The organism is Kitasatospora sp. NPDC006697, from assembly GCF_042869935.1.
Taxonomy (GTDB): Bacteria; Actinomycetota; Actinomycetes; order Streptomycetales; family Streptomycetaceae; genus Kitasatospora.
In genome coordinates this window covers 102,412-119,638 of the sequence record NZ_JBIAGU010000011.1, presented here as the reverse complement: position 1 = coordinate 119,638, position 17,227 = coordinate 102,412, and the positions used below count along the sequence as shown (strand labels likewise).

Annotated in this window: 21 protein-coding genes; 8 read left to right on the top strand and 13 right to left on the bottom strand. The window is 74.0% G+C overall.

Annotated elements, in window-relative coordinates:
• Nucleotides 1–623: 623 nt before the first annotated feature.
• On the bottom strand, nt 624–986 hold the full coding sequence (locus ACFYNO_RS17480; RefSeq protein WP_388012196.1) for a cupin domain-containing protein: 363 nt from the start codon (nt 984–986) through the stop codon (nt 624–626).
• A 115-nt stretch (nt 987–1,101) separates the two neighbouring features.
• Nucleotides 1,102–1,683 carry a GNAT family N-acetyltransferase gene (locus tag ACFYNO_RS17475; RefSeq protein ID WP_388012193.1) on the bottom strand — a complete coding sequence of 194 codons (582 nt, stop codon included), beginning with the start codon at nt 1,681–1,683 and terminating at the stop codon, nt 1,102–1,104.
• Nucleotides 1,684–2,033: 350 nt separating this feature from the next.
• Between ACFYNO_RS17475 and ACFYNO_RS17470 the strand changes: the two genes are divergently transcribed.
• On the top strand, nt 2,034–3,161 hold the full coding sequence (locus ACFYNO_RS17470) for a hypothetical protein (RefSeq protein WP_388012190.1): 1,128 nt from the start codon (nt 2,034–2,036) through the stop codon (nt 3,159–3,161).
• Nucleotides 3,162–3,177: 16 nt separating this feature from the next.
• Nucleotides 3,178–3,663 (top strand): GNAT family N-acetyltransferase, encoded by a 486-nt coding sequence (locus tag ACFYNO_RS17465; RefSeq protein WP_388012187.1) that lies wholly within the window; start codon nt 3,178–3,180, stop codon nt 3,661–3,663.
• A gap of 3 nt (nt 3,664–3,666) precedes the next feature.
• On the opposite strand, the gene ACFYNO_RS17460 is transcribed toward ACFYNO_RS17465, so the two are convergent.
• The 5 genes from ACFYNO_RS17460 to ACFYNO_RS17440 form a co-directional block, all read right to left on the bottom strand.
• A complete protein-coding gene (locus ACFYNO_RS17460) occupies nt 3,667–4,674 on the bottom strand; it encodes a hypothetical protein (protein WP_388012184.1) in 1,008 nt (335 codons plus the stop codon).
• A gap of 71 nt (nt 4,675–4,745) precedes the next feature.
• Nucleotides 4,746–5,681, bottom strand: a complete 936-nt coding sequence (locus ACFYNO_RS17455; RefSeq protein WP_388012181.1) for a cupin domain-containing protein — start codon at nt 5,679–5,681, stop codon at nt 4,746–4,748.
• Nucleotides 5,682–5,745: 64 nt separating this feature from the next.
• Entirely contained in the window at nt 5,746–6,669 is a 924-nt protein-coding gene (locus ACFYNO_RS17450) for an NADP-dependent oxidoreductase (protein ID WP_388012178.1), read from the bottom strand.
• Nucleotides 6,670–7,023: 354 nt separating this feature from the next.
• Nucleotides 7,024–7,398: a nuclear transport factor 2 family protein gene (locus ACFYNO_RS17445; RefSeq protein ID WP_388012175.1), complete on the bottom strand. Its 375-nt coding sequence runs from the start codon at nt 7,396–7,398 to the stop codon at nt 7,024–7,026.
• Between the two features lie 39 nt (nt 7,399–7,437).
• The gene (locus tag ACFYNO_RS17440) at nt 7,438–7,953 is read right to left on the bottom strand and encodes a GNAT family N-acetyltransferase (RefSeq protein WP_388012172.1); all 516 of its coding nucleotides are present in this window, start codon (nt 7,951–7,953) and stop codon (nt 7,438–7,440) included.
• A gap of 100 nt (nt 7,954–8,053) precedes the next feature.
• On the opposite strand from ACFYNO_RS17440, the gene ACFYNO_RS17435 reads away from it, so the two are divergent.
• The 5 genes from ACFYNO_RS17435 (at nt 8,054) to ACFYNO_RS17415 (ending at nt 12,235) form a co-directional block, all read left to right on the top strand.
• Complete coding sequence (locus ACFYNO_RS17435; RefSeq protein ID WP_388012169.1) at nt 8,054–8,824, top strand: hypothetical protein; 771 nt, start codon at nt 8,054–8,056, stop codon at nt 8,822–8,824.
• 439 nt (nt 8,825–9,263) lie between these two features.
• Nucleotides 9,264–9,668 (top strand): BlaI/MecI/CopY family transcriptional regulator, encoded by a 405-nt coding sequence (locus tag ACFYNO_RS17430; protein WP_388012166.1) that lies wholly within the window; start codon nt 9,264–9,266, stop codon nt 9,666–9,668.
• A gap of 4 nt (nt 9,669–9,672) precedes the next feature.
• Nucleotides 9,673–10,662, top strand: a complete 990-nt coding sequence (locus ACFYNO_RS17425; protein WP_388012163.1) for a M56 family metallopeptidase — start codon at nt 9,673–9,675, stop codon at nt 10,660–10,662.
• 127 nt (nt 10,663–10,789) lie between these two features.
• On the top strand, nt 10,790–11,602 hold the full coding sequence (locus tag ACFYNO_RS17420) for a phosphatase PAP2 family protein (RefSeq protein ID WP_388012160.1): 813 nt from the start codon (nt 10,790–10,792) through the stop codon (nt 11,600–11,602).
• Nucleotides 11,603–11,737: 135 nt separating this feature from the next.
• Entirely contained in the window at nt 11,738–12,235 is a 498-nt protein-coding gene (locus tag ACFYNO_RS17415; RefSeq protein WP_388012157.1) for a peptidylprolyl isomerase, read from the top strand.
• A gap of 69 nt (nt 12,236–12,304) precedes the next feature.
• On the opposite strand, the gene ACFYNO_RS17410 is transcribed toward ACFYNO_RS17415, so the two are convergent.
• The 6 genes from ACFYNO_RS17410 to ACFYNO_RS17385 form a co-directional block, all read right to left on the bottom strand.
• Nucleotides 12,305–12,679 (bottom strand): hypothetical protein, encoded by a 375-nt coding sequence (locus ACFYNO_RS17410; RefSeq protein ID WP_388012154.1) that lies wholly within the window; start codon nt 12,677–12,679, stop codon nt 12,305–12,307.
• A 34-nt stretch (nt 12,680–12,713) separates the two neighbouring features.
• A complete protein-coding gene (locus tag ACFYNO_RS17405; RefSeq protein ID WP_388012151.1) occupies nt 12,714–13,127 on the bottom strand; it encodes a roadblock/LC7 domain-containing protein in 414 nt (137 codons plus the stop codon).
• Between the two features lie 79 nt (nt 13,128–13,206).
• Nucleotides 13,207–13,899 carry a transcriptional regulator gene (locus tag ACFYNO_RS17400; protein ID WP_388012148.1) on the bottom strand — a complete coding sequence of 231 codons (693 nt, stop codon included), beginning with the start codon at nt 13,897–13,899 and terminating at the stop codon, nt 13,207–13,209.
• Nucleotides 13,896–14,246: a hypothetical protein gene (locus ACFYNO_RS17395; RefSeq protein WP_388012145.1), complete on the bottom strand. Its 351-nt coding sequence runs from the start codon at nt 14,244–14,246 to the stop codon at nt 13,896–13,898. Before ACFYNO_RS17395 ends, ACFYNO_RS17400 begins: the two co-directional genes overlap by 4 nt.
• A 348-nt stretch (nt 14,247–14,594) precedes the next feature.
• A complete protein-coding gene (locus ACFYNO_RS17390) occupies nt 14,595–16,745 on the bottom strand; it encodes an MMPL family transporter (RefSeq protein WP_388012142.1) in 2,151 nt (716 codons plus the stop codon).
• A 98-nt stretch (nt 16,746–16,843) separates the two neighbouring features.
• Complete coding sequence (locus tag ACFYNO_RS17385) at nt 16,844–16,993, bottom strand: hypothetical protein (protein ID WP_388012139.1); 150 nt, start codon at nt 16,991–16,993, stop codon at nt 16,844–16,846.
• Between the two features lie 30 nt (nt 16,994–17,023).
• On the opposite strand from ACFYNO_RS17385, the gene ACFYNO_RS17380 reads away from it, so the two are divergent.
• Nucleotides 17,024–17,221, top strand: a complete 198-nt coding sequence (locus ACFYNO_RS17380) for a hypothetical protein (RefSeq protein ID WP_388012136.1) — start codon at nt 17,024–17,026, stop codon at nt 17,219–17,221.
• The last annotated feature ends 6 nt before the right edge of the window (nt 17,222–17,227 follow it).

Genomic DNA, 17,227 nt, shown 5'->3' with positions numbered 1-17,227 from the left:
CTGAAGAGATCCACGACCACCTCGTTGACCAGCTCAACCTCACCCTTCGCCGACCCGGGATGTCCGGCGGTGAGGTGGCTCTTCGTGTCCTTACCCCACCGAGGATCCGCAACAGCCGATGGTGGTTATCCACTTGTGGAACGGCCGCGAACCCGGCGACGGATCGTGGCCGCCCGAGCACGAGCAACCGCTGCTCCTCGCCGTGCGATTCGGCGGCGGCTCGTTCCGCGAATCGCTGACTTTCACCCGGAGGGCGAGCGGCGAAGGGCGATGAACGACCCTTGTGCGGTGCAGTAGCCGATCCCTCCCCGCGACACCGGGTCACCCATCCGCAGGCCTTCGCAGCAGACCTGAAATCCCGCGCACGAGACTGCGCGTGCCCTCGCCCTGATCGGCCTGGCGATCTCGCAGTACGGCCGCTGGGAGAACGACGAGGTGGTCGTGGAACTCGATCTCGCCTCCGCCGACGTCGCCGTGCCGGCATCGCAGTAACCGCACGGCTGCGGCGAACCCCTCCGGTCTGCGCCGCCACCTCGCGCAGCGCCTTCTCGAGGCTGTCCTCCCGCTCGGTCCTCGCCTGGACGCATCCCGCAGCAGCGCCCCCAGCGCCAGATGCCCGGCCGTCAGCGCTTCGCGTAGTCGGCGAAGCCCTGCCAGTCGATCACGACGCACGGCTCGTCGCCGACGATCCAGGCGTCGTGTCCGGGCGGGCAGACCATGAAGTCGCCCGGACCGAACTCGTCCTCCTGGCCGTCGTCCATGACGATCTTCATCCGGCCGGAGACCACGTAGCCCAGGTGGGCGGCCTGGCAGCTGTCGGTGCCGGCGATGGGCTTGACGTGCTTGGACCACTGCCAGCCGGGCTGGAAGACCGCGCGGCCCACGGGGCCGGCGTCGAGGTTGACCAGGGCGAGTTCGCCCATGCCGTCCTCGAACGGGCGGACTTCTTCGGGGGTGTCCAGGCTTCTGCGGATGAGACCGGCCATGACGACGCACACTCCAGGATCGTTCTGCCGCTTACCACCATCCTCGGCCGGTTGCCACCGGACCGCATCCGCACGGGTGCCCGGGACGACGCTCCCCCGGGGCCACGCCGCCGCCCTACTCCATCGCCGCGACCCGCGCGAACAGCTCCGGGTCGCGCAGGCCCACGCAGTCGTGCGCCCAGAACGGCTCGGCGTAGACGTACGTCCCGGTCATCCACGGCCGGTACGCCGGCAGCCTCGCGACCTGGAACGCCGGGTCCGGGATGCGCAGTGACGGTGGGCGGAAGCCGCAGTGGGCGGCCCGTTCGAAGCCGCGGGAGCGGTAGTAGGCCGGCGAACCCTCCAGGAAGACCAGGGGCGCGCCCAGGTCCTCCGCCGCCCGCAGGGCCGCCGCCAGCAGTCGGGTGCCGATGCCGCGCCGCTGGTGCTCCGGGTGGACGCCGAGCGGGGAGAGGCTGAGCACGTCCACCACCTGCTCCGGCGCGTCGAGCCGGCCGGCGCTGAGCATGACGTGGCCCACCACCTCCCCCTCGCCGGTGGCGACCAGCGAGACCGGTCCGAGGGCGGCGGGCGCGGACCGCAGCGCGTCGACCAGCCCGGGTACCCGCTCCGGGTCGCCGAAGGCGAGGGCGTGGAGGCGCCGCACGGCGGGGTGGTCCCGGGACTCTTCGGGCCGGATCACGTAGGAGAGGCTCATGGCGGGCAGGGTAGGCACCCGCCCACCGGGCAGGCGACCGCTTTTGCGCGCTCACCTACCCGAGCCCCGGCCGCAGGAGGCGGAGGACGGCTCCGAACGCCGGTCGGTGTGCCCGCCCACGAGGGCGGCGCCCGCGAACTGCGCGGCGGCAGCGGGCGGGAGTGCGGAAATCCGGCGGACCATCAGGGTCAGATCGGTGCAGCGGTCCGGGCGCGCGCGGCATGGCACACCGCTGCCTCCGCGGCCCGGACCCGGGCAGCCGGCCCGGCGCCGCCCCCCGGTTCCCGCCGTTGTGACCTTCCGTCAGAATGGCGGGCAGTACGTACGGAGACCCGGGAGGTAGCGCAGCCATGACCCGTTACTGTGTCGACGCCGATCGGCACGAGCTGATCGCCACCTGGGGCACCGGGGCGGGCTCGCTGGCGTCGCGGATCGCGGGGCTGCCGGCGGCCGCCGACCCCGCGCTGTTGCTGCGGCTGGCCCGGGCGCTGAGCCACCTGTCGACGGCCGCCTGGACCACCTACACCCACCCCGCCTCCTCCGCCGAGTCCTTGGAGGCCGAGGGCGAGGGCTGGCGGCGCGAGCAGGAGCGGCGGGCGTTCGGCGATGTGCGGCAGGCGCTGGTGCGGCCGCACCTGCCGCAGGACGGGTCGCTGACCGTCTCCTACAGTCCGCTGATCGAGGCCGCCCACCGGGCCGGCCGCGCGCTGCGCGCCCTGGACAGCGCGGAGTTGACGGCGGAGGTGCTGGCCGAGGTGGCCGCCGAGCTGGCGGCGGTGGAGAGCGCGGAGCTGGGCGACCTGACCGGGCGGTCGCAGCAGGCGGTGGTGCTGAGCCGGGAGGGCGCCTCGCCGGCCCAGGTGGCGGCGGCGGACCGGCTGTTGGAGAAGGACCCGTTCGGGCCGGCCTCGATCTACTCGGAGATCGATCCGACGGCGGCCGCCGTCGCCGCCGCGCACTGGCTGGGCGCGGCGGCCGAGGTGGCGGCCGAGGTGTCCGGGGAGCCGCCGGCGGAGGTGGTGCTGGAGGCCGACGGCATCGAGGAGTTGCCGCACGAGACGCCGACCCTGGTGCTGGAGCTGCTGGCGGCGGGCGTCTCGCCGTACGACACGGTGACGGGGCTGGTCCGGCACGCGATGCTGGTGGCCGACGGCACGCTGCCCGATCCCTCCGCGCTGCGCGAGCAGTTGGAGGCGCTGGCGGAGGATCTGGCGGAGCTCCCGGAGGAGGACGCCGCCGAGGCGCTGGGTGCGGGCCTGCGGCTGACCCCGCTGGATCCGCGCCGCCCGGCCCGCGACCTGCTGGAGGACCTGCTGGCGGGCATCCACGGCTGCTGGGTGCTCTACGACGAGTACGCTGACCAGCCGAGCGACCCCGCCTCCGACGGCGACGGACGGGCCGGGCAGCTGCGCAGTCGCGCCCGCTTCGCCCGCCTGGTCCGCGAGCGCGCGGGCGCCGACCGTGACCGCCTGATCTGAGAGAGCACCGCACCGCATGGAGATCCGCACCGCCACGGCCGAGGACTGGCCGAGCATCTACCCCTTCTACGCCGCCACCATGGCCGAGGGCCGCACCTACGCGTTCCCGCCCGGCCAGAGCCTGGCGGAGGCCCGGCCCTGGTGGATGGAGCAGCCGCCGGGCCGCACCGTGGTGGCGGTGCTGGACGGCGAGGTGGTGGGCTCCGCGAAGATGGGCCCGAACCGGCCGGGACCCGGCTCGCACATCGGCACCGCCTCCTTCCTGGTCGACCCCGCCCACCGCGGCCGCGGCATCGGCCGCGCCCTCGGCGTGCACGTGATCGACTGGCACCGCGAACAGGGCTTCCACGGCATCCAGTTCAACGCGGTGGTGGAGGTCAACGAACCCGCCGTGCACCTCTGGCGCTCGCTCGGCTTCGAAGTCCTGGGCACCGTCCCGGAGGCCTTCGCCCACCCGGACCACGGCCTGGTGGGCCTGCACCTGATGTACCAGCGGCTATAGCTGCTACCGCTCCTCCGGGGGCGTCAACAGGTCGGCGGTGAGCGCCGGTTCACCCGGGGGCACCAGGTGGCTGTACCGCTCGGTGCGGCGGCTCCACTCCAGGTAGCCGCGCATGGCGCAGGCCAGCGCCTCGGTGTGGCGGGCGAGCAGGGCGGGGCTCGCGCCGGCGGGCGGCCGGCGGCGCAGGGTGTCGGCGAGGACGGTGAACTCCGCGGTCCAGGCGGCGACCAGGCGCTGGACCTCGGCGAGGGCGGCGGCGCGGTCCAGGCCGCGTTCGCCTTCGATCACCAGCACCAGGTTGTGCGGGTCGCCGCGGGACTCCTCCTTCTCCAGCGAGTGCACGTCGTTGACGGTGTCGACCACGTCCGAGGTGATCTCCAGCATCCGGGCCGGCACCGGGTGTTCGGCGAGGGCGGCGGGCAGTTCGTAGCCGTGGGCGCGCTGGCTGAGGTCGATCATGGCGGGGACGAAGCCGGAGCGGCGGCGCAGCTCCATGAACTCCTCGAAGCCGAGCCGGCGCCGCCGGGCCCGGTTGCCGGCCTCCTCGGCGTAGGCGTCGAAGCACCACTGCCAGTGCCGGGCCGTCAGCCGCAGCCAGTCCGGGTCGGCGCCCTCGGCGAGCCGGCGCCAGACGTCGGCGAAGGCGGCGACCAGCGGACCGGTCCGGTCGGGCACCGTGCCGTCGCCGCTCCCGTGCAGCACCCGGTTGAAGCCGGCGCAGAGCTCCCGCACCCGGTCGGGCCGGTCGGCGAGCGGGCCGTCGATCTGGTCGTCCAGCATGGTGGCGACCAGCACCGCCTCGCTGGCCAGGTCGAGGGCGGCGCCCTCGGCGAGCGGGCACCACCGGGCCATCAGGCCCGGGATGTCCCAGCGGGCGGCGCGCAGTTCGTCCACCGCTCCGGTCAGCAGCCCGCGCCGTCTGCACCAGGCCAGCGACCGGGCGCGGGTACCGGCCGCGTCGGGGCTGGTGCGGTACGGGAACGGAACGTCGAACGGCAGGTCCTGCGGCATCGGTCGGCACCCTCTCCGGGCCTCGGTCAACTGGTGCGGCAGGACCGGGTGGTGCGGCTGCTGATGGCCCGTCAGGCTGCCATCCGGTACTGCCGGCGGTAGCTCCCCGGGGCCAGACCGTACTCCCGTTTGAAGGCCTTGCCCAGGGCGTACTCGGAGCCGTAACCGGTCTGCCCGGCCACCGTGCTGAGCGGGGTGTCACCCTCGCGCAGCAGGCGGGCGGCGGTGGTCATCCGCCAGCGGGTCAGGTAGGAGAGCGGGGGCTCGCCGACCAGCTCGTTGAACCGGCGGGCGAAGCCGGCCCGGGAGAGGCCGGCCTCGGCCGCGAGCGCGGCCACGGTCCAGGGCGCCGCGGGTTCGGCGTGGATCGCGTTGAGCGCGGCGGCGGTGGCGGGGTCGCGCAGGGCGGCCGCCCAGCCGCGGGCCGTGCCTGCGGGCTGCTCGTCCAGCCAGGCGCGCAGGATGTAGATCAGCAGCGAGTCGATCAGCAGCGGCACGATGCCCGTCGAGCCGGCCCGCGGGTTCTCCAGTTCTCCGCCCAACAGCTGGATGGTGGAGGTGAGTTCGGGGTGCGCGCCGGGGCGGGCGGGCAGGTGGATCAGCTCCGGCAGCTGTCCGAGCAGCGGGTGCGGGCGGCGGCCGGGGTCGAGCAGGTAGGTGCCGCAGAGCAGGCTGGTGCCGGGCCCCTCCCCGCCCAGGGTGAGGGTGCGGATCGGCCCGGCGGGGCCGGAGCCGCACTCGCCGATACCGACCTGCGGGGAGTCCGGGTGGTCGGTGAGCACGTGGTCCCGGCCGTCCCGCAGGAAGATCACGTCCCCGGGGCCGAGCGCCGTGTCGTGCCCGGCGCCGGTGCAGTCCAGCAGCCAGCAGGTGCCGTGCAGCACCACGTGGAAGCTGGCCCCGGGGACCGGGCCGAGGCGCAGCCCCCACGGTGCACGGCCCTCGGTGCGCGCCGAGGCGGGCATGCCGGTGCGCATGGAGGCCAGCGCCTCGGTCAGGATGTCCATCGGGTCCCCTCCCCGGGGTCGGTCGCGTGTCGGTCGCGTGGGTCGGTCGCGTGGGTCGAGCCTGTCACACCGTCAGCACGATCTTGCCCTGGGTGCGGCCGGACTCGATCAGCTCGTGCGCCTTGGCCGCCTCGGCGAGCGGCAGCACCTCCGAGACGTACGGCCGGATCCGGCCCTCGTCGACCAGGGCGGCGATCGCCTCCAGCGAGGCGTAGTCGGGCTCCACCGAGACCCCGGCGAACCTGCGGCCCGAGGCCTCCACCTTGGCGATCAGCTCCCGGTCGCCGTGCTGCAGGATGCTGACCAGGGTGCCGCCCTCGCGCAGCACGGAGAGCGAGCGCTCGCCCTCGGCGTTGGAGTCGAAGACCACGTCGACGCCGCTGAGCACCGAGGTGAAGTCCACGGCCCGGGAGTCGATCACCTCGTCGGCGCCGAGCCCCCGCACGAACTCCTCCCGGGCCGCGCTCGCCAGCGCGGTCACGTGCGCGCCGCGCGCCTTGGCGATCTGCACGGCCAGGTGGCCGACCCCGCCGGCGGCGCGGTGCACCACCACCCGGTCGCCCTCGCCGATGCCCGCCAGGTCCACCAGGCCCTGCCAGGCGGTCAGCGCGGCCAGCGGCAGGGCGGCGGCGTGCACGTGGTCCAGGTTGGCGGGCTTGCGGGCGAACTGCCGGGACGGCGCTGCCACGTACTCGGCGTAGCCGCCGGCCTGCCGGGGGAAGAACGGCATCCCGTAGACCTCCTCGCCCACCCGGTAGCGGGCGCCCGGGCCGGCCTCCTCGACCACCCCGGAGACGTCCCAGCCGAGCACGAACGGCGGCTGTCCGATCAGCGGGAAGGCGCCGGAGCGGACCGCCGCGTCCACCGGGTTGATCGCGCTGGCGTGCACCCGCACCAGCACCTCGCCGGAGCGCGGCACGGGCCGCTCGGCCTCGACGAGCTCCAGCACCGAGGGGCCGCCGAACGACTTCTGCGAGACAGCGCGCATGGTGTCCACTTCCTTTACCTGTTCGATCACTTGGGGTGTCTGGCTGACGTGATCAACGGTAGGCCTGGGATGTTGGACGGAAAATGGCCGCAGCTCCAGCTTTCATGTCCCAGCGTCCACCTGGAGCGCGCTCTCGGCCATCCCGGCCTGCAGGCGGCGGCCTGCGGGCGGCGGGCGGCGGGCGGCATCCCGGGGCGGATGTCGGAGAGTGGATGGCTCGTCATGGAGCCGCGCACCCATTCCCCCGGACCCGCCGGGTGCGCGCAGCTACGCGGCCGGCCCCTCGCTCTCCGAGGCGGTCCGCCGGTCCGGCCCGCGGGTGATCGACCTCGGCATCGTCCGGGCCGTCGAGGGTCAGGCGACCGGCTCGATCTCCCCCGCGAAGACGATGATCTGGTCGATGAGGCTCCGCCGCAGATGGACGACGTCCGTTCCGGCCAGCCGTGGGCCTCCGCCAGGCGTGGTGAAGACCCACTGGTACCGGGCCCATTCGCCGGGCATGTCCACCGCCGAGCAGCGCACCATCGTGCCGGCCCCCGCCGGGTGGCGCCGGAGGTCGAGCACGAACCGCTCGACCGCCTCGATTCCTTCGCTGCGGCCCAACGGCCCCCAGAAGACCACGTCCGAGGTCAGGGCCTGCGGGAGCAGGGCGGTCACATAGCTGTCGTCCGAGGCGTTGAACGCGGAGATGAACGTGTCGATCGCGGAGCGTGCGGTCTCTTCCTGCATACCCCAGTAATACCAGCCGTTCCGCCTGTGCTCGTCCCGCTACCACTCCCCCGCGTGCACCCGCACCACCGGGCCCTGCCGGCTCACCGCCTCCCGCTCGAACGGCAGCCCGATCCGCTCGGCCACCCGCTGCGAGGGCAGGTTCGCCGGCCGGATCAGAGCGACCAGCCGCCGCACCCCCAGCACCTCGCGGGCGTGGTCGCGGCAGGCCGCCGCGGCCTCGGTCGCGTAACCGCGGCCCTGCAGCGCCGGCTTCACGTGGTAGCCGACCTCGATCTCGGTGACGCCCTCGATCAACTGCGGCGTCAGGCCGCAGTCGCCCACGAACTCGCCGCTCTCCCGCAGCGCCACCACCCAGAGGCCGAACCCGTGCTCGGCGTAGAGGCGCTGGTTCCAGTCGATCCAGTCCTGCGCCTCCTGCCGGGTCTTCGGGCGGGGGTAGTGCCGCATCACCTCCGGGTCGCCGAGCAGCGCCGCCATCTCGTCCAGGTCGTCGCGGGTCATCCGGCGGAACGCCAAGCGGGCGGTGGGAGCGGGTAGTTCGGGCATCAGCATGGTTCGTCAGCCTACGGTCTCCGCCGGTACCCGGTCCAGCACCCGGGCCGGCCGGGAAAGCGATTGGACGCTGGGCGGCCGTTGCCGACATGATCCGGGCGTGCGTATACCGATATCCCTTCGCGCCGCCGCGCTCGCCGCCGCCGCGACCGGTCTGCTGGTCGCCTGCGGCGCGCCGCCAGAGACGCTGACGGCGCCGCGCCACCTGGCCGCTCCGACACCGGTGCCGACCGCCATGCCGTCCGCGCCGAGGTCCACCGCGCCGACCCCGACCGACGCCCCGCTGCCGGCCGACTCGGACTCGCCCACGGCCGCGCCCTCGCTCTCGCCCGCCGCGGCGCAGGCGGGCGCGCAGCTGATGGCGAGCGTCCTGCCGGTGCCGGCCGGCGGCCACGGCTGGCCCGACGAGACCGGGCTGCTGGACCAGGCCGGCTTCGTCAAGGAGGTGTTCGCGCCCGACGCCCAGCAGACCGAGAACACCGAGCTGACCAAGCGCAAGTTCACCGTGGCGGCGCAGCGCGGCTGGCGGGACAAGGACGACAACCAGGCGCACGTGCTGCTGGTCAAGTTCGCCACCGCCTCCGGCGCCAAGGGCCTGTACGACGGCATCACGGCGAACTGGCAGGACCAGCAGGGCCAGGCCGACAAGGGCACGGTCTTCCAGGACCAGGCGGACCAGGCGACCGGGCACGTGATCACCAAGCTGGACAGCCTCGGCAACGCCTATGTGACGATGATCGCCACCCAGGGCGACACCGTGGTCTACCTGCGCTACTTCACCGCGGCCCACCCGGACCAGACGGGCACCCAGGCGATGCTGCACCGCCAGCTCGCCCTGCTGAACAACCCGGCGGCGCCTCCCGGGATCTGATGACCCGTCAGTCGGGGACCCCGCCACCGGCCGGTCGGCGGCGGGTCCCGCTCGGTCCGGCCGGACCGGGCCACCGGCCGTTCGCCCGCTGTCCGCTGTCCGCTGTCCGCAGCGCGGGACGGATCACCTGCTCAGCGGCTTCTACCCGGACTTCCCCGGGGCCCGCGGCTGACCCGCCGGGCGGGTTCCGCTTGTGCCCGCGGCGACCGGGTGGTGATGGTTCGGTGGTGATGATCGCCCGGATTCCATGGTCGGCTGACCGGCCGCCCGCCCGGCGCTAATCTCTACGGGTGCTCGAACGGAGTCCGGCTTCCCGACCAGGATCGCTCGCGGGGTGCCGGACCCGCCCGCCCCGACCGGCCGGGCGCGGGTCATACTGTCGGCTGTGCCCGCCGGTGTACGGCCGGTCTCGGCGGGCGAACGGGAAGAAGGCGGGGAGATGGCGGAGCGGCAGCGCCCGAGCGGGCGCCGGGCGGCCGGGGAGCTGGAGGGCAGCGTCCTGGCAGTGCTCTGGTCCGCCCCGGGGCCGCTGACGGCCGCTCAGGTCAACGAGCGCCTGCCCGGGCGGCTCGCCCACACCACCGTCGTCACCATCATGTCCCGGCTGCACGAGAAGGGCATGCTGCGCCGCGAGCGGATCGGCCGCTCCTACGCGTACGCCCCGGTGCGGGACGAGGCCGAGCACACGGCACGCCAGATGCACTCGCTGCTGGGCCGGGGCTCGGACCGCGAGGCGGTGCTGGCCCGGTTCGTCTCGGACCTGACCGACGAGGACGAGGAACTGGTGCAGCGCCTGCTGGCCGGCCACCCCGCGCCGACACCTCCCGAGCGAGAGGGCCGCTGACTCCGTGGGCCCTAGCTTCCTGGCACCCCTGGTGGTGAGCGGCGCGCTGGCGCTGGCCGCGCCGCGGACGGCCCGGTCGATGCCGCCGGCCGCGGCCGCCCGGCTGCTGGCTGCGAGCGCCCTGGTGGCGGCCACCTCCTGGCTGGGCGGGCTCTGTCTGCTCGCCTTCACCGGCCTCGGGCAGCTGCGCGCGGTGGCGAAGGCCGGGCCGTGGTCGGTCTGGTACCTGCACTCCCAGGAGCCGTTCGGCCTGCTGCTCTCGGCGCTCTGCGGGCTGGCGCTGGCCGGCGGGCTGGGGCCGGCGGTGCTGCTCGGCTGGCGGCGCGGCCGGGTGCTGCTGCGGGCCTGGCGCCGCTGCCGGGCGCTGCCGCGCTCCGGCGGGGACCTGACGGTGGTGGCGGACCGGGTGCCGGAGGCGTTCGCGCTGCCGGGACTGCCCGGGACGCCGGGGCGGGTGGTGGTCTCCACCGGGATGCTGCGGACCGTCTCCGGCACCGAGCTGGCCGCGCTGCTCGCCCACGAGCGCGCCCACCTGCGCCACCGGCACCACCTCTACCTGCTGCTGATGCAGTTCTCGGCCGCCGTCTGCCCGTTGCTGCGCCCGCTCGCCCACGAGGGCGGGTACGCGGTGGAGCGGTGGGCGGACGAGGAGGGCGCGCGCGAGGTCGGGGACCGGACCGCGATGGCCCGGGCGCTCGGCCGGGCCGCGCTGGCCCGCAAGGCCGCCGGGCCGGGAGCCGAGCCGCCGGCCGCCGGGCCGCCGCGCGGGCGCCCGCAGCCGCTGCTGCCGGCCACCGGGGGGCCGGTGCCGCGCCGGATCCGGGCGCTGCTCGGTCCGGCGCCGGCCGTCCGGCGGGCGCCGCTGGCCGCCGTCCTGCTGCTGGCGGCGGCCTGCTGGGCGAGCCTCGGCATCGCGGCCGGCTCCACCCACGACCTGTTCCACACCGCGGGCCAGGTCTACGTCCAGCGCCACCCCACCGCCCGGCACGGCTGACCGGACCGGGGCACCGCCGCTCCCCACCGACCCGGGGCCGAACTTCTACACGCTGTAGATTGTTCCTCTGCTCCGGCCAGCGCACCATGCGATCCCGCCACCGACCGCCCGACCCCAGGACCTGCCCATGACGCTGACACCCACCCAACGACCAGCCGCCGGCGCGGCCGACCAGGCCGGCCGGTCCGGCCGGCGCGGGCTGATCCCGGCGGCCTGGCAGCGGGTCGGCCGGCCCGCCTGGTGGGCCGAGCTGCTGCTGATCGGCGCGGGCTGGATGCTCTACAACGCGACCCGCAACGCGGTGCCGACCCACCGGGACGCAGCGCTGCGCCGGGCCGCCGACGTGCTGCGCCTGGAGCGGGAGCTGCACCTGAGCTTCGAGCTGACGGCCAATCACGCGGTCAACAAGATCACCTGGCTGATCGTCGGGATGAACTACTACTACGCCACGCTCTACATGGTCGGGCTGGTCGGCGTACTGCTCTGGCTCTACGTGCGCCGCCCGGAGGAGTACCGGGCCGCCCGCACCGCGCTCTGCGTGGCCTCGGCCTCGGCGCTGGTCGGCTTCTACTGCTTCGCGCTGGCGCCGCCGCGCTTCCTCGCCTCCGAGGGCTTCATCGACACCGTGGTGCAGCACCACACCTGGGGCTCCTGGGCGTCCAGCTCGGTCTCCAGCGTCTCCAACCAGTACGCCGCGATGCCCTCGATCCACATCGCCTGGTCCACCTGGTGCGGCGTGGTGATGTTCCGGCTGGCCAAGAGCCGGATCATGCGCGCGCTCGGGGTGCTCTTCCCGTTCGCCACCTTCACGGTGATCATCTGCACCGGGAACCACTACGAGGCCGACGCGGTGGCCGGCGCGCTGATCGTCTGCGTCGGCTTCCTGACCCAGCGCCTGCTCACCGGCCGTCCCGCCTTCCCGCCGCGCGACCGGCTCTGAGCGGTCCCGCGACCGGCTCCGAGCGGCCTTCACCGGCCCGGACGACACGGCCCACCCGCCCCGGCGGGTGGGCCGTCCGCGTCTCCCGATCCGTGGCAAGCTGGGCCTGTTCCATCGACCCACCAAGGAGCACCAGTGACCTCGGTCCTGCTGAACACCAACTTCGGCGACATCACCCTCGACCTGGACGACCTGAAGGCGCCGCAGACCGTCGAGAACTTCCTGGCCTACGTGCGCGACGGCCACTACGACGGCACGGTCTTCCACCGGGTGATCAACGGCTTCATGATCCAGGGCGGCGGCTTCACCCCCGAGATGCGGCAGAAGCCCACCGGAGCCCCGGTGCAGAACGAGGCGAACAACGGCCTGCGCAACACCGCCTACACGGTGGCGATGGCCCGCACCAGCGACCCGCACTCGGCCACCGCCCAGTTCTTCATCAACGTCGCGGACAACGGGTTCCTGGACCACACCGCCCCCAACCCCTCCGGCTGGGGCTACACCGTCTTCGGCAGGGTCAGCGCCGGCCAGGAGGTGGTGGACCGGATCAAGGCCGTGCCCACCTCCTCGGCCGGCGGCCACCAGGACGTCCCGAAGGACGCGGTGGTGATCGAGAAGGCCACCGTCGTCTGACCGCGCGCCGGAGCCGGCCGCCTCGGTGAGACGGCCGGCTCCGGCGTGCCCGGTTCCGCGCGGTGCGGGTCAGACCTCCAGGTCGGCCTCGATCCGGCGCAGCTGGTGGCGGGCCATCGCCAGGTTGGCGCGGTTGCGGTCGAGGGCCAGGTAGAGGAAGAGGCCCTTGCCGCCGCGGGAGGTGAGCGGGCGGATCAGGTGGTACTGGTCGGTGAGGGTGATCAGGATGTCGTCGATCGCCGACTTGAGGTTCAGCAGCTCGATCGCGCGCACCTTGGCCCGGACCACGTCGGTGTTGGCGGCCGCCGCGACGTTGAGGTCGAGGTCGGCGCCGCCGCCGAGGGTGCCGAGCGCCATACCGCTGTTGTAGTCGACCAGGGCGACGCCGATCACCCCCTCGATGCTGCTCGTGATGTCCTTCAGCGCGAGTTCGGTGGAGCTCATGGAACGTCCTTCCGGGTGTGGGTGATGGGGCGGGTCAGGCGCCGGCGCTGCGGCGCAGCGCGGCGTCGGTGAACTGGGCGATCCGCGGGCCGGAGCGGCGGGCCTCGAACTGCAGCAGGCCGACGTTGACCTCCGGTCCGGCGAACAGGGTGAGCACGGTGGAGGCGCCGGCCGCGTAGGTGGCGATGTAGCCGTGCTCGCCACGGGTCAGCAGCTCCAGGAAGGTGCCCTGGCCGGTGGCCTCGGCGAGCCGGGCACCGACGCCGAGGGCGGCGGCGGTGAGCGCCGCCACCCCGTCGGGTTCGACGCCGTCGGTGTCGTGCGCCACCACCAGCCCGTCCACGGTGGCCACCAGGCCGCCGGTCAACTGCGGGATTCTGGAGCGCAGTTCCATGAGCTCGCCGAGGATGTCGGGCACGGCGGCCAACTCGCTGCTGGGGGGCGGCACGGGGGGTTTCCTTCCGGAGAGTGAGCGCAGGACTCGTTTCATGACGGACCACCGCTGGGGTCGGCGGCGGGCGTGGGCCTCACAGGCGGGCCTCCAGTGCGGATCGGATCCGGAGCAGCAGGGCCACCTCCGGATCTGCCGGGTCGAGGGCACTGCGCACAGCGGCCTCCCCGGCGCCGGGCGGCAGGTGGAGCAGGCCGGCCGCTGCGAGCAGCCGGACGTCTAGCAGCACGCCGAAGGTGGAGCGGCGCAGGCGGCAAGCGAGTTGATGGGGCGTCAGGGCGCCGTCCACGGCCGCCAGCAGCTCGGCGAGGCGGCGGGCCGGGGCGGGCAGTGCGGACCCGGTCGGGGCGGTGGCCACCGCCGCGGTGTCCAGTTCGGGGTGCGGGCAGACCTGGTCGAGCAGCGCGCGGCGGCAGCGGATCGCCTGGCCGAGCCGTTCGAAGGGCAGGGCGCGCAGCCCGCCGTCCTCGGGCGGCGGTCCGGGGTGGAAGCCGAGCGAGCCGCAGTCCTGGCCGAAGGCGAAGTAGGCGGCGTCCAGCAGCATTCCGTGCCAGGCCAGTTCCCGCTCGGCGCAGGGCGGCGGGGCGTCGGCGGTGTAGGGGCTGTGGACGCCGACCACGGCGCCGTCGGCGAGCCAGGCGGTGCCGGCCGTGCCGTGCAGGGCGCCGGTGGCGCGCTGGGCGGCGAGTTCGCCGAGTGCGCTCTCGAAGGCGCTGCCGCGGCGGGATTTGGCGTGCCGGCGCGGCAGGGCTTCGGTGCGGGTGCTCATGCGGCGCCCAGCTTCCCGGTGAGCGCGGCGAGTTGGTGTCGGGCCAGGGCGAGGTTGGCGGTGCGGCGGTCGAGCCGCAGGTGGAGCAGCAGGCTGGCGTCGAGTGGGGCGGGCAGGAAGGCGATCAGGTGGTAGCAGCCGGGGGTGGTGACGATCACGTCCTGGGTGGCGGTGTCCGTGCCGACCGGATCGGTGAATGACCTTCGCAGCATCACCACCCGTGCCAGCTCGGCGACTTCGAAGGCCGCGGTGTCGTGGTCGCCGGACGGCCCGAGGCCGGCGGTGCCGACCGCGAGCCCGCTGGTCCAGTCCACCAGGGCCGCCCCCAGGGCCCCCGGAGCTGACATGACCTCGACAAGTAGGTCGTCAATGCCCGACACCGCACATCCTTCCGGTGGACGGCGCGCGACAGCGCCACGGGTCACCGCCTCGCCCGGTAACCTCTTCGAGCGGACAAGGTACCCCTCTCCCGGCCTGCCGTGGTGACGATTCGACATATTGTTCTGGCATATGCCATAACGGGTCGTCGGCAGTCCTGCACGAGTGCCGACGAGCCCGCCCCGCACGCTTGGCCAGCCGTGCGGGGCGGGTGGGCCGGGCCTCTTGACGTCACGTCAGTTCTGCCTCGGCCGTGCTCGGCGATGCTCGACCCTGCTCACCGATGCTCGGCCGTGCTCACCGATGCTCGGCCGTGCTCAGCCGTGGGAGAAGGTGATCGTCGGCAGGACCTTCCGCAGCCAGGCCGGGGTGTGCCAGGCGGCGTGCCCGGTCAGTCGCAGCATCACCGGCAGCAGCACCAGCCGGATCAGCGCGGCGTCCAGCAGCACCGCGACGCCCAGCACGATGCCCATCTCCTTGGGCGGCAGCGGGCCGGAGATCGCGAAGGTGAGGAAGACCGCCACCATCACCGCGGCCGCCGCGAAGACCACCCGGCCGGAGTTGGCCAGCGCGCCGACCATCGCCTTGCGCGGGTCGCCGGTGCGCTCGTAGTGCTCCTTGGCCGAGGCGAGCAGGAAGACGGTGTAGTCCATCGCGATCGCGAAGATCATCGCGAAGAAGAAGACCGGTGCCCAGCCGTCCAGGAAGCCCTGGGGGTGGAAGCCGAGCAGCCTGGCGCCGTGGCCGTCCTGGAAGACCAGCCGGGCGGTGCCGAAGGCGGCGCCGGTGGAGAGCAGGCTGGCGACCGTGCCGAGCGCGGAGATCAGCGGGGCCTGCAGCGCGACCAGCAGCAGGAGGAACCCGAGGGCCATCACCACGCCGATCACCAGCGGGGTCTTCTCGGTCAGCACGTGCTGCAGGTCCAGGTTCTCCACCGCGGCGCCGCCGACCAGCGAGCCGCGCGGCAGCTCCGCGCGCAGGGTGTGCACGGTGTGGCCGAGCTGCGGGTCGGAGGGGTCGACGGTCGGCACGGCCTGGATCATCGCCCAGCCGGTGCCGTCGGCGGCCGGCTGGGCGGGCAGCACACCGGCGATGCCGGGGGTGGCCGCCACCTCGGCGGCGGCCTCGGCGGCCTGCCCGGCCGGGGCGAGGATCTGCAGGGTACCGGGAGCGCCGGCGCCGAAGGACTGCTGGACGGCGGTGTAGCCGGCCCGGGCGCTGGCCTCGCCGGGCAGCACGGCGATCGAGGGCATCGCGGTGCGCAGCCCGATCACCGGCGCGGCCAGCGCGAGCAGCGCGACCAGGGCCAGCGCCCCGTACCGCACCGGCCTGCGCCAGAGCCGCTCACCCCAGGCGGCGAACCGCGGCGAGTGGTGCTCGCTCTTCTTCGCCCAGGGCAGCGAGAGCTTGTCGATCCGGCGGCCCAGCCTGCCGAGCACGGCGGGCAGCAGGGTCAGGGTGGCGCCGAGCACGAAGAGCACGGCGAGCATGATCCCGCCGGCCATGGAGCGGAAGGCGGGGGACGGCACCAGCAGCACGGCGGAGAGGCTGACCAGCACGGTCCCGCCGGAGAGCAGCACCGCCTTGCCCGCGGTGTCCATGGTCTCGGCGACGGCCTGCGCGGTCGACTTCCCGTGCCCCATCCGGGCGCTGCGGAACCTGACCACCAGGAAGAGCGCGTAGTCGATGCCGAGCGCCAGGGCGAACATCATGGCGAAGTTCATCGCCCAGACCGAGACCGGGAAGAGGTGGCTGATCAGCACCAGCGAGCCGGCCGAGGCGGCCAGCCCGGCCATGGTGAGCAGCAGCGGCAGGCCGGCGGCGACCAGCGAGCCGAAGGCCAGCACCAGGATGCCGAGGGTGACCGGCCAGGACATGAACTCGGACTTCATCATGGCGTCGTGGTTGGCGGTGTTGAAGTCGCTCCAGAGCACCGAGGCCCCCGTGGCGTGCACCTCGATGCCGTGGCCGGAGAGCGCCTGCAGCGGCCCCTTGAGGTCGTCGGCGGCGCGCACCATCTCGTCCGGGCTGGCCTTGGCTCCGGCCAGCAGCACGGCGGTGCGGCCGTCCTGGCTGATGGTGGCGCCGGGCTGCGGCGCGAGGACGCCCGAGATCCGGGAGTCGGCGGCGGCCAGCCGGCCGGCTTCGCCGATCACCTGCTGCACGGGCTGGTCGGTGATCGGCCGGTCGGCGGCGATCACGATCTGCAGCGCCGAGGAGGCGTTCCCGGCGAAGTGCTGCTCCGCGAGCTGGCGGACCTTGACCGAGTCGGAGCCGTTGGCCTGCCAGCCGGCGCCGGAGAGCGCGGTGGTGACCTCGGGCGCGAAGGCGCCGAGGCCGACCACGATCAGCAGCCAGCCGATCAGCACGGTCTTGGTGTGGTGCACGGCCCACAGGCCCAGGCGGCCGAGCGGCCCGGGGCGGGCCTGGCCCTGCGCGGACGCGGGGTGGGGGGCGAGGGTGGTCACGGTGGAACTCCTGATTCGATACCGAGGGGGGTATGTTCTCGGGCAGGCGAAAGTCCAACGCCCGGCCGCCCGGCAGGAGGAGCCGGGGCCCTCCTCCTTCAGCACCTCGCCCCGTCGGCCCGCTCGCCGCCGGTGCGCGCGTCGGGCACCAGCGGCGCGTCCGCCCGCCCGAGCAGCGAGGCGAGCGCGTCCACGGTGAACCGGGCGGGCACGGCAGAGGCAGTCCAGGTAGTACCGGGCGAGTACATGCGGTGATCTCCTGATACCGGTGGGGGTATATGCCGGATGTCACCCACGATACCCCCACCGGTATCCAAAGGCGTCATCCGCCGCCCGCGCCCGCCGCCGCGATCCTCGGCGCCGGGGACGGCAGGCGGCCGGCCGACCGGTTCGGCGGACGCACCCTGCAGCGCGTCTTCGCCGTGGCCCCGCTCACCGTCGCCGCCCTGATGGGCGTGCACGCCCTGCTCCCCTGACCCGGG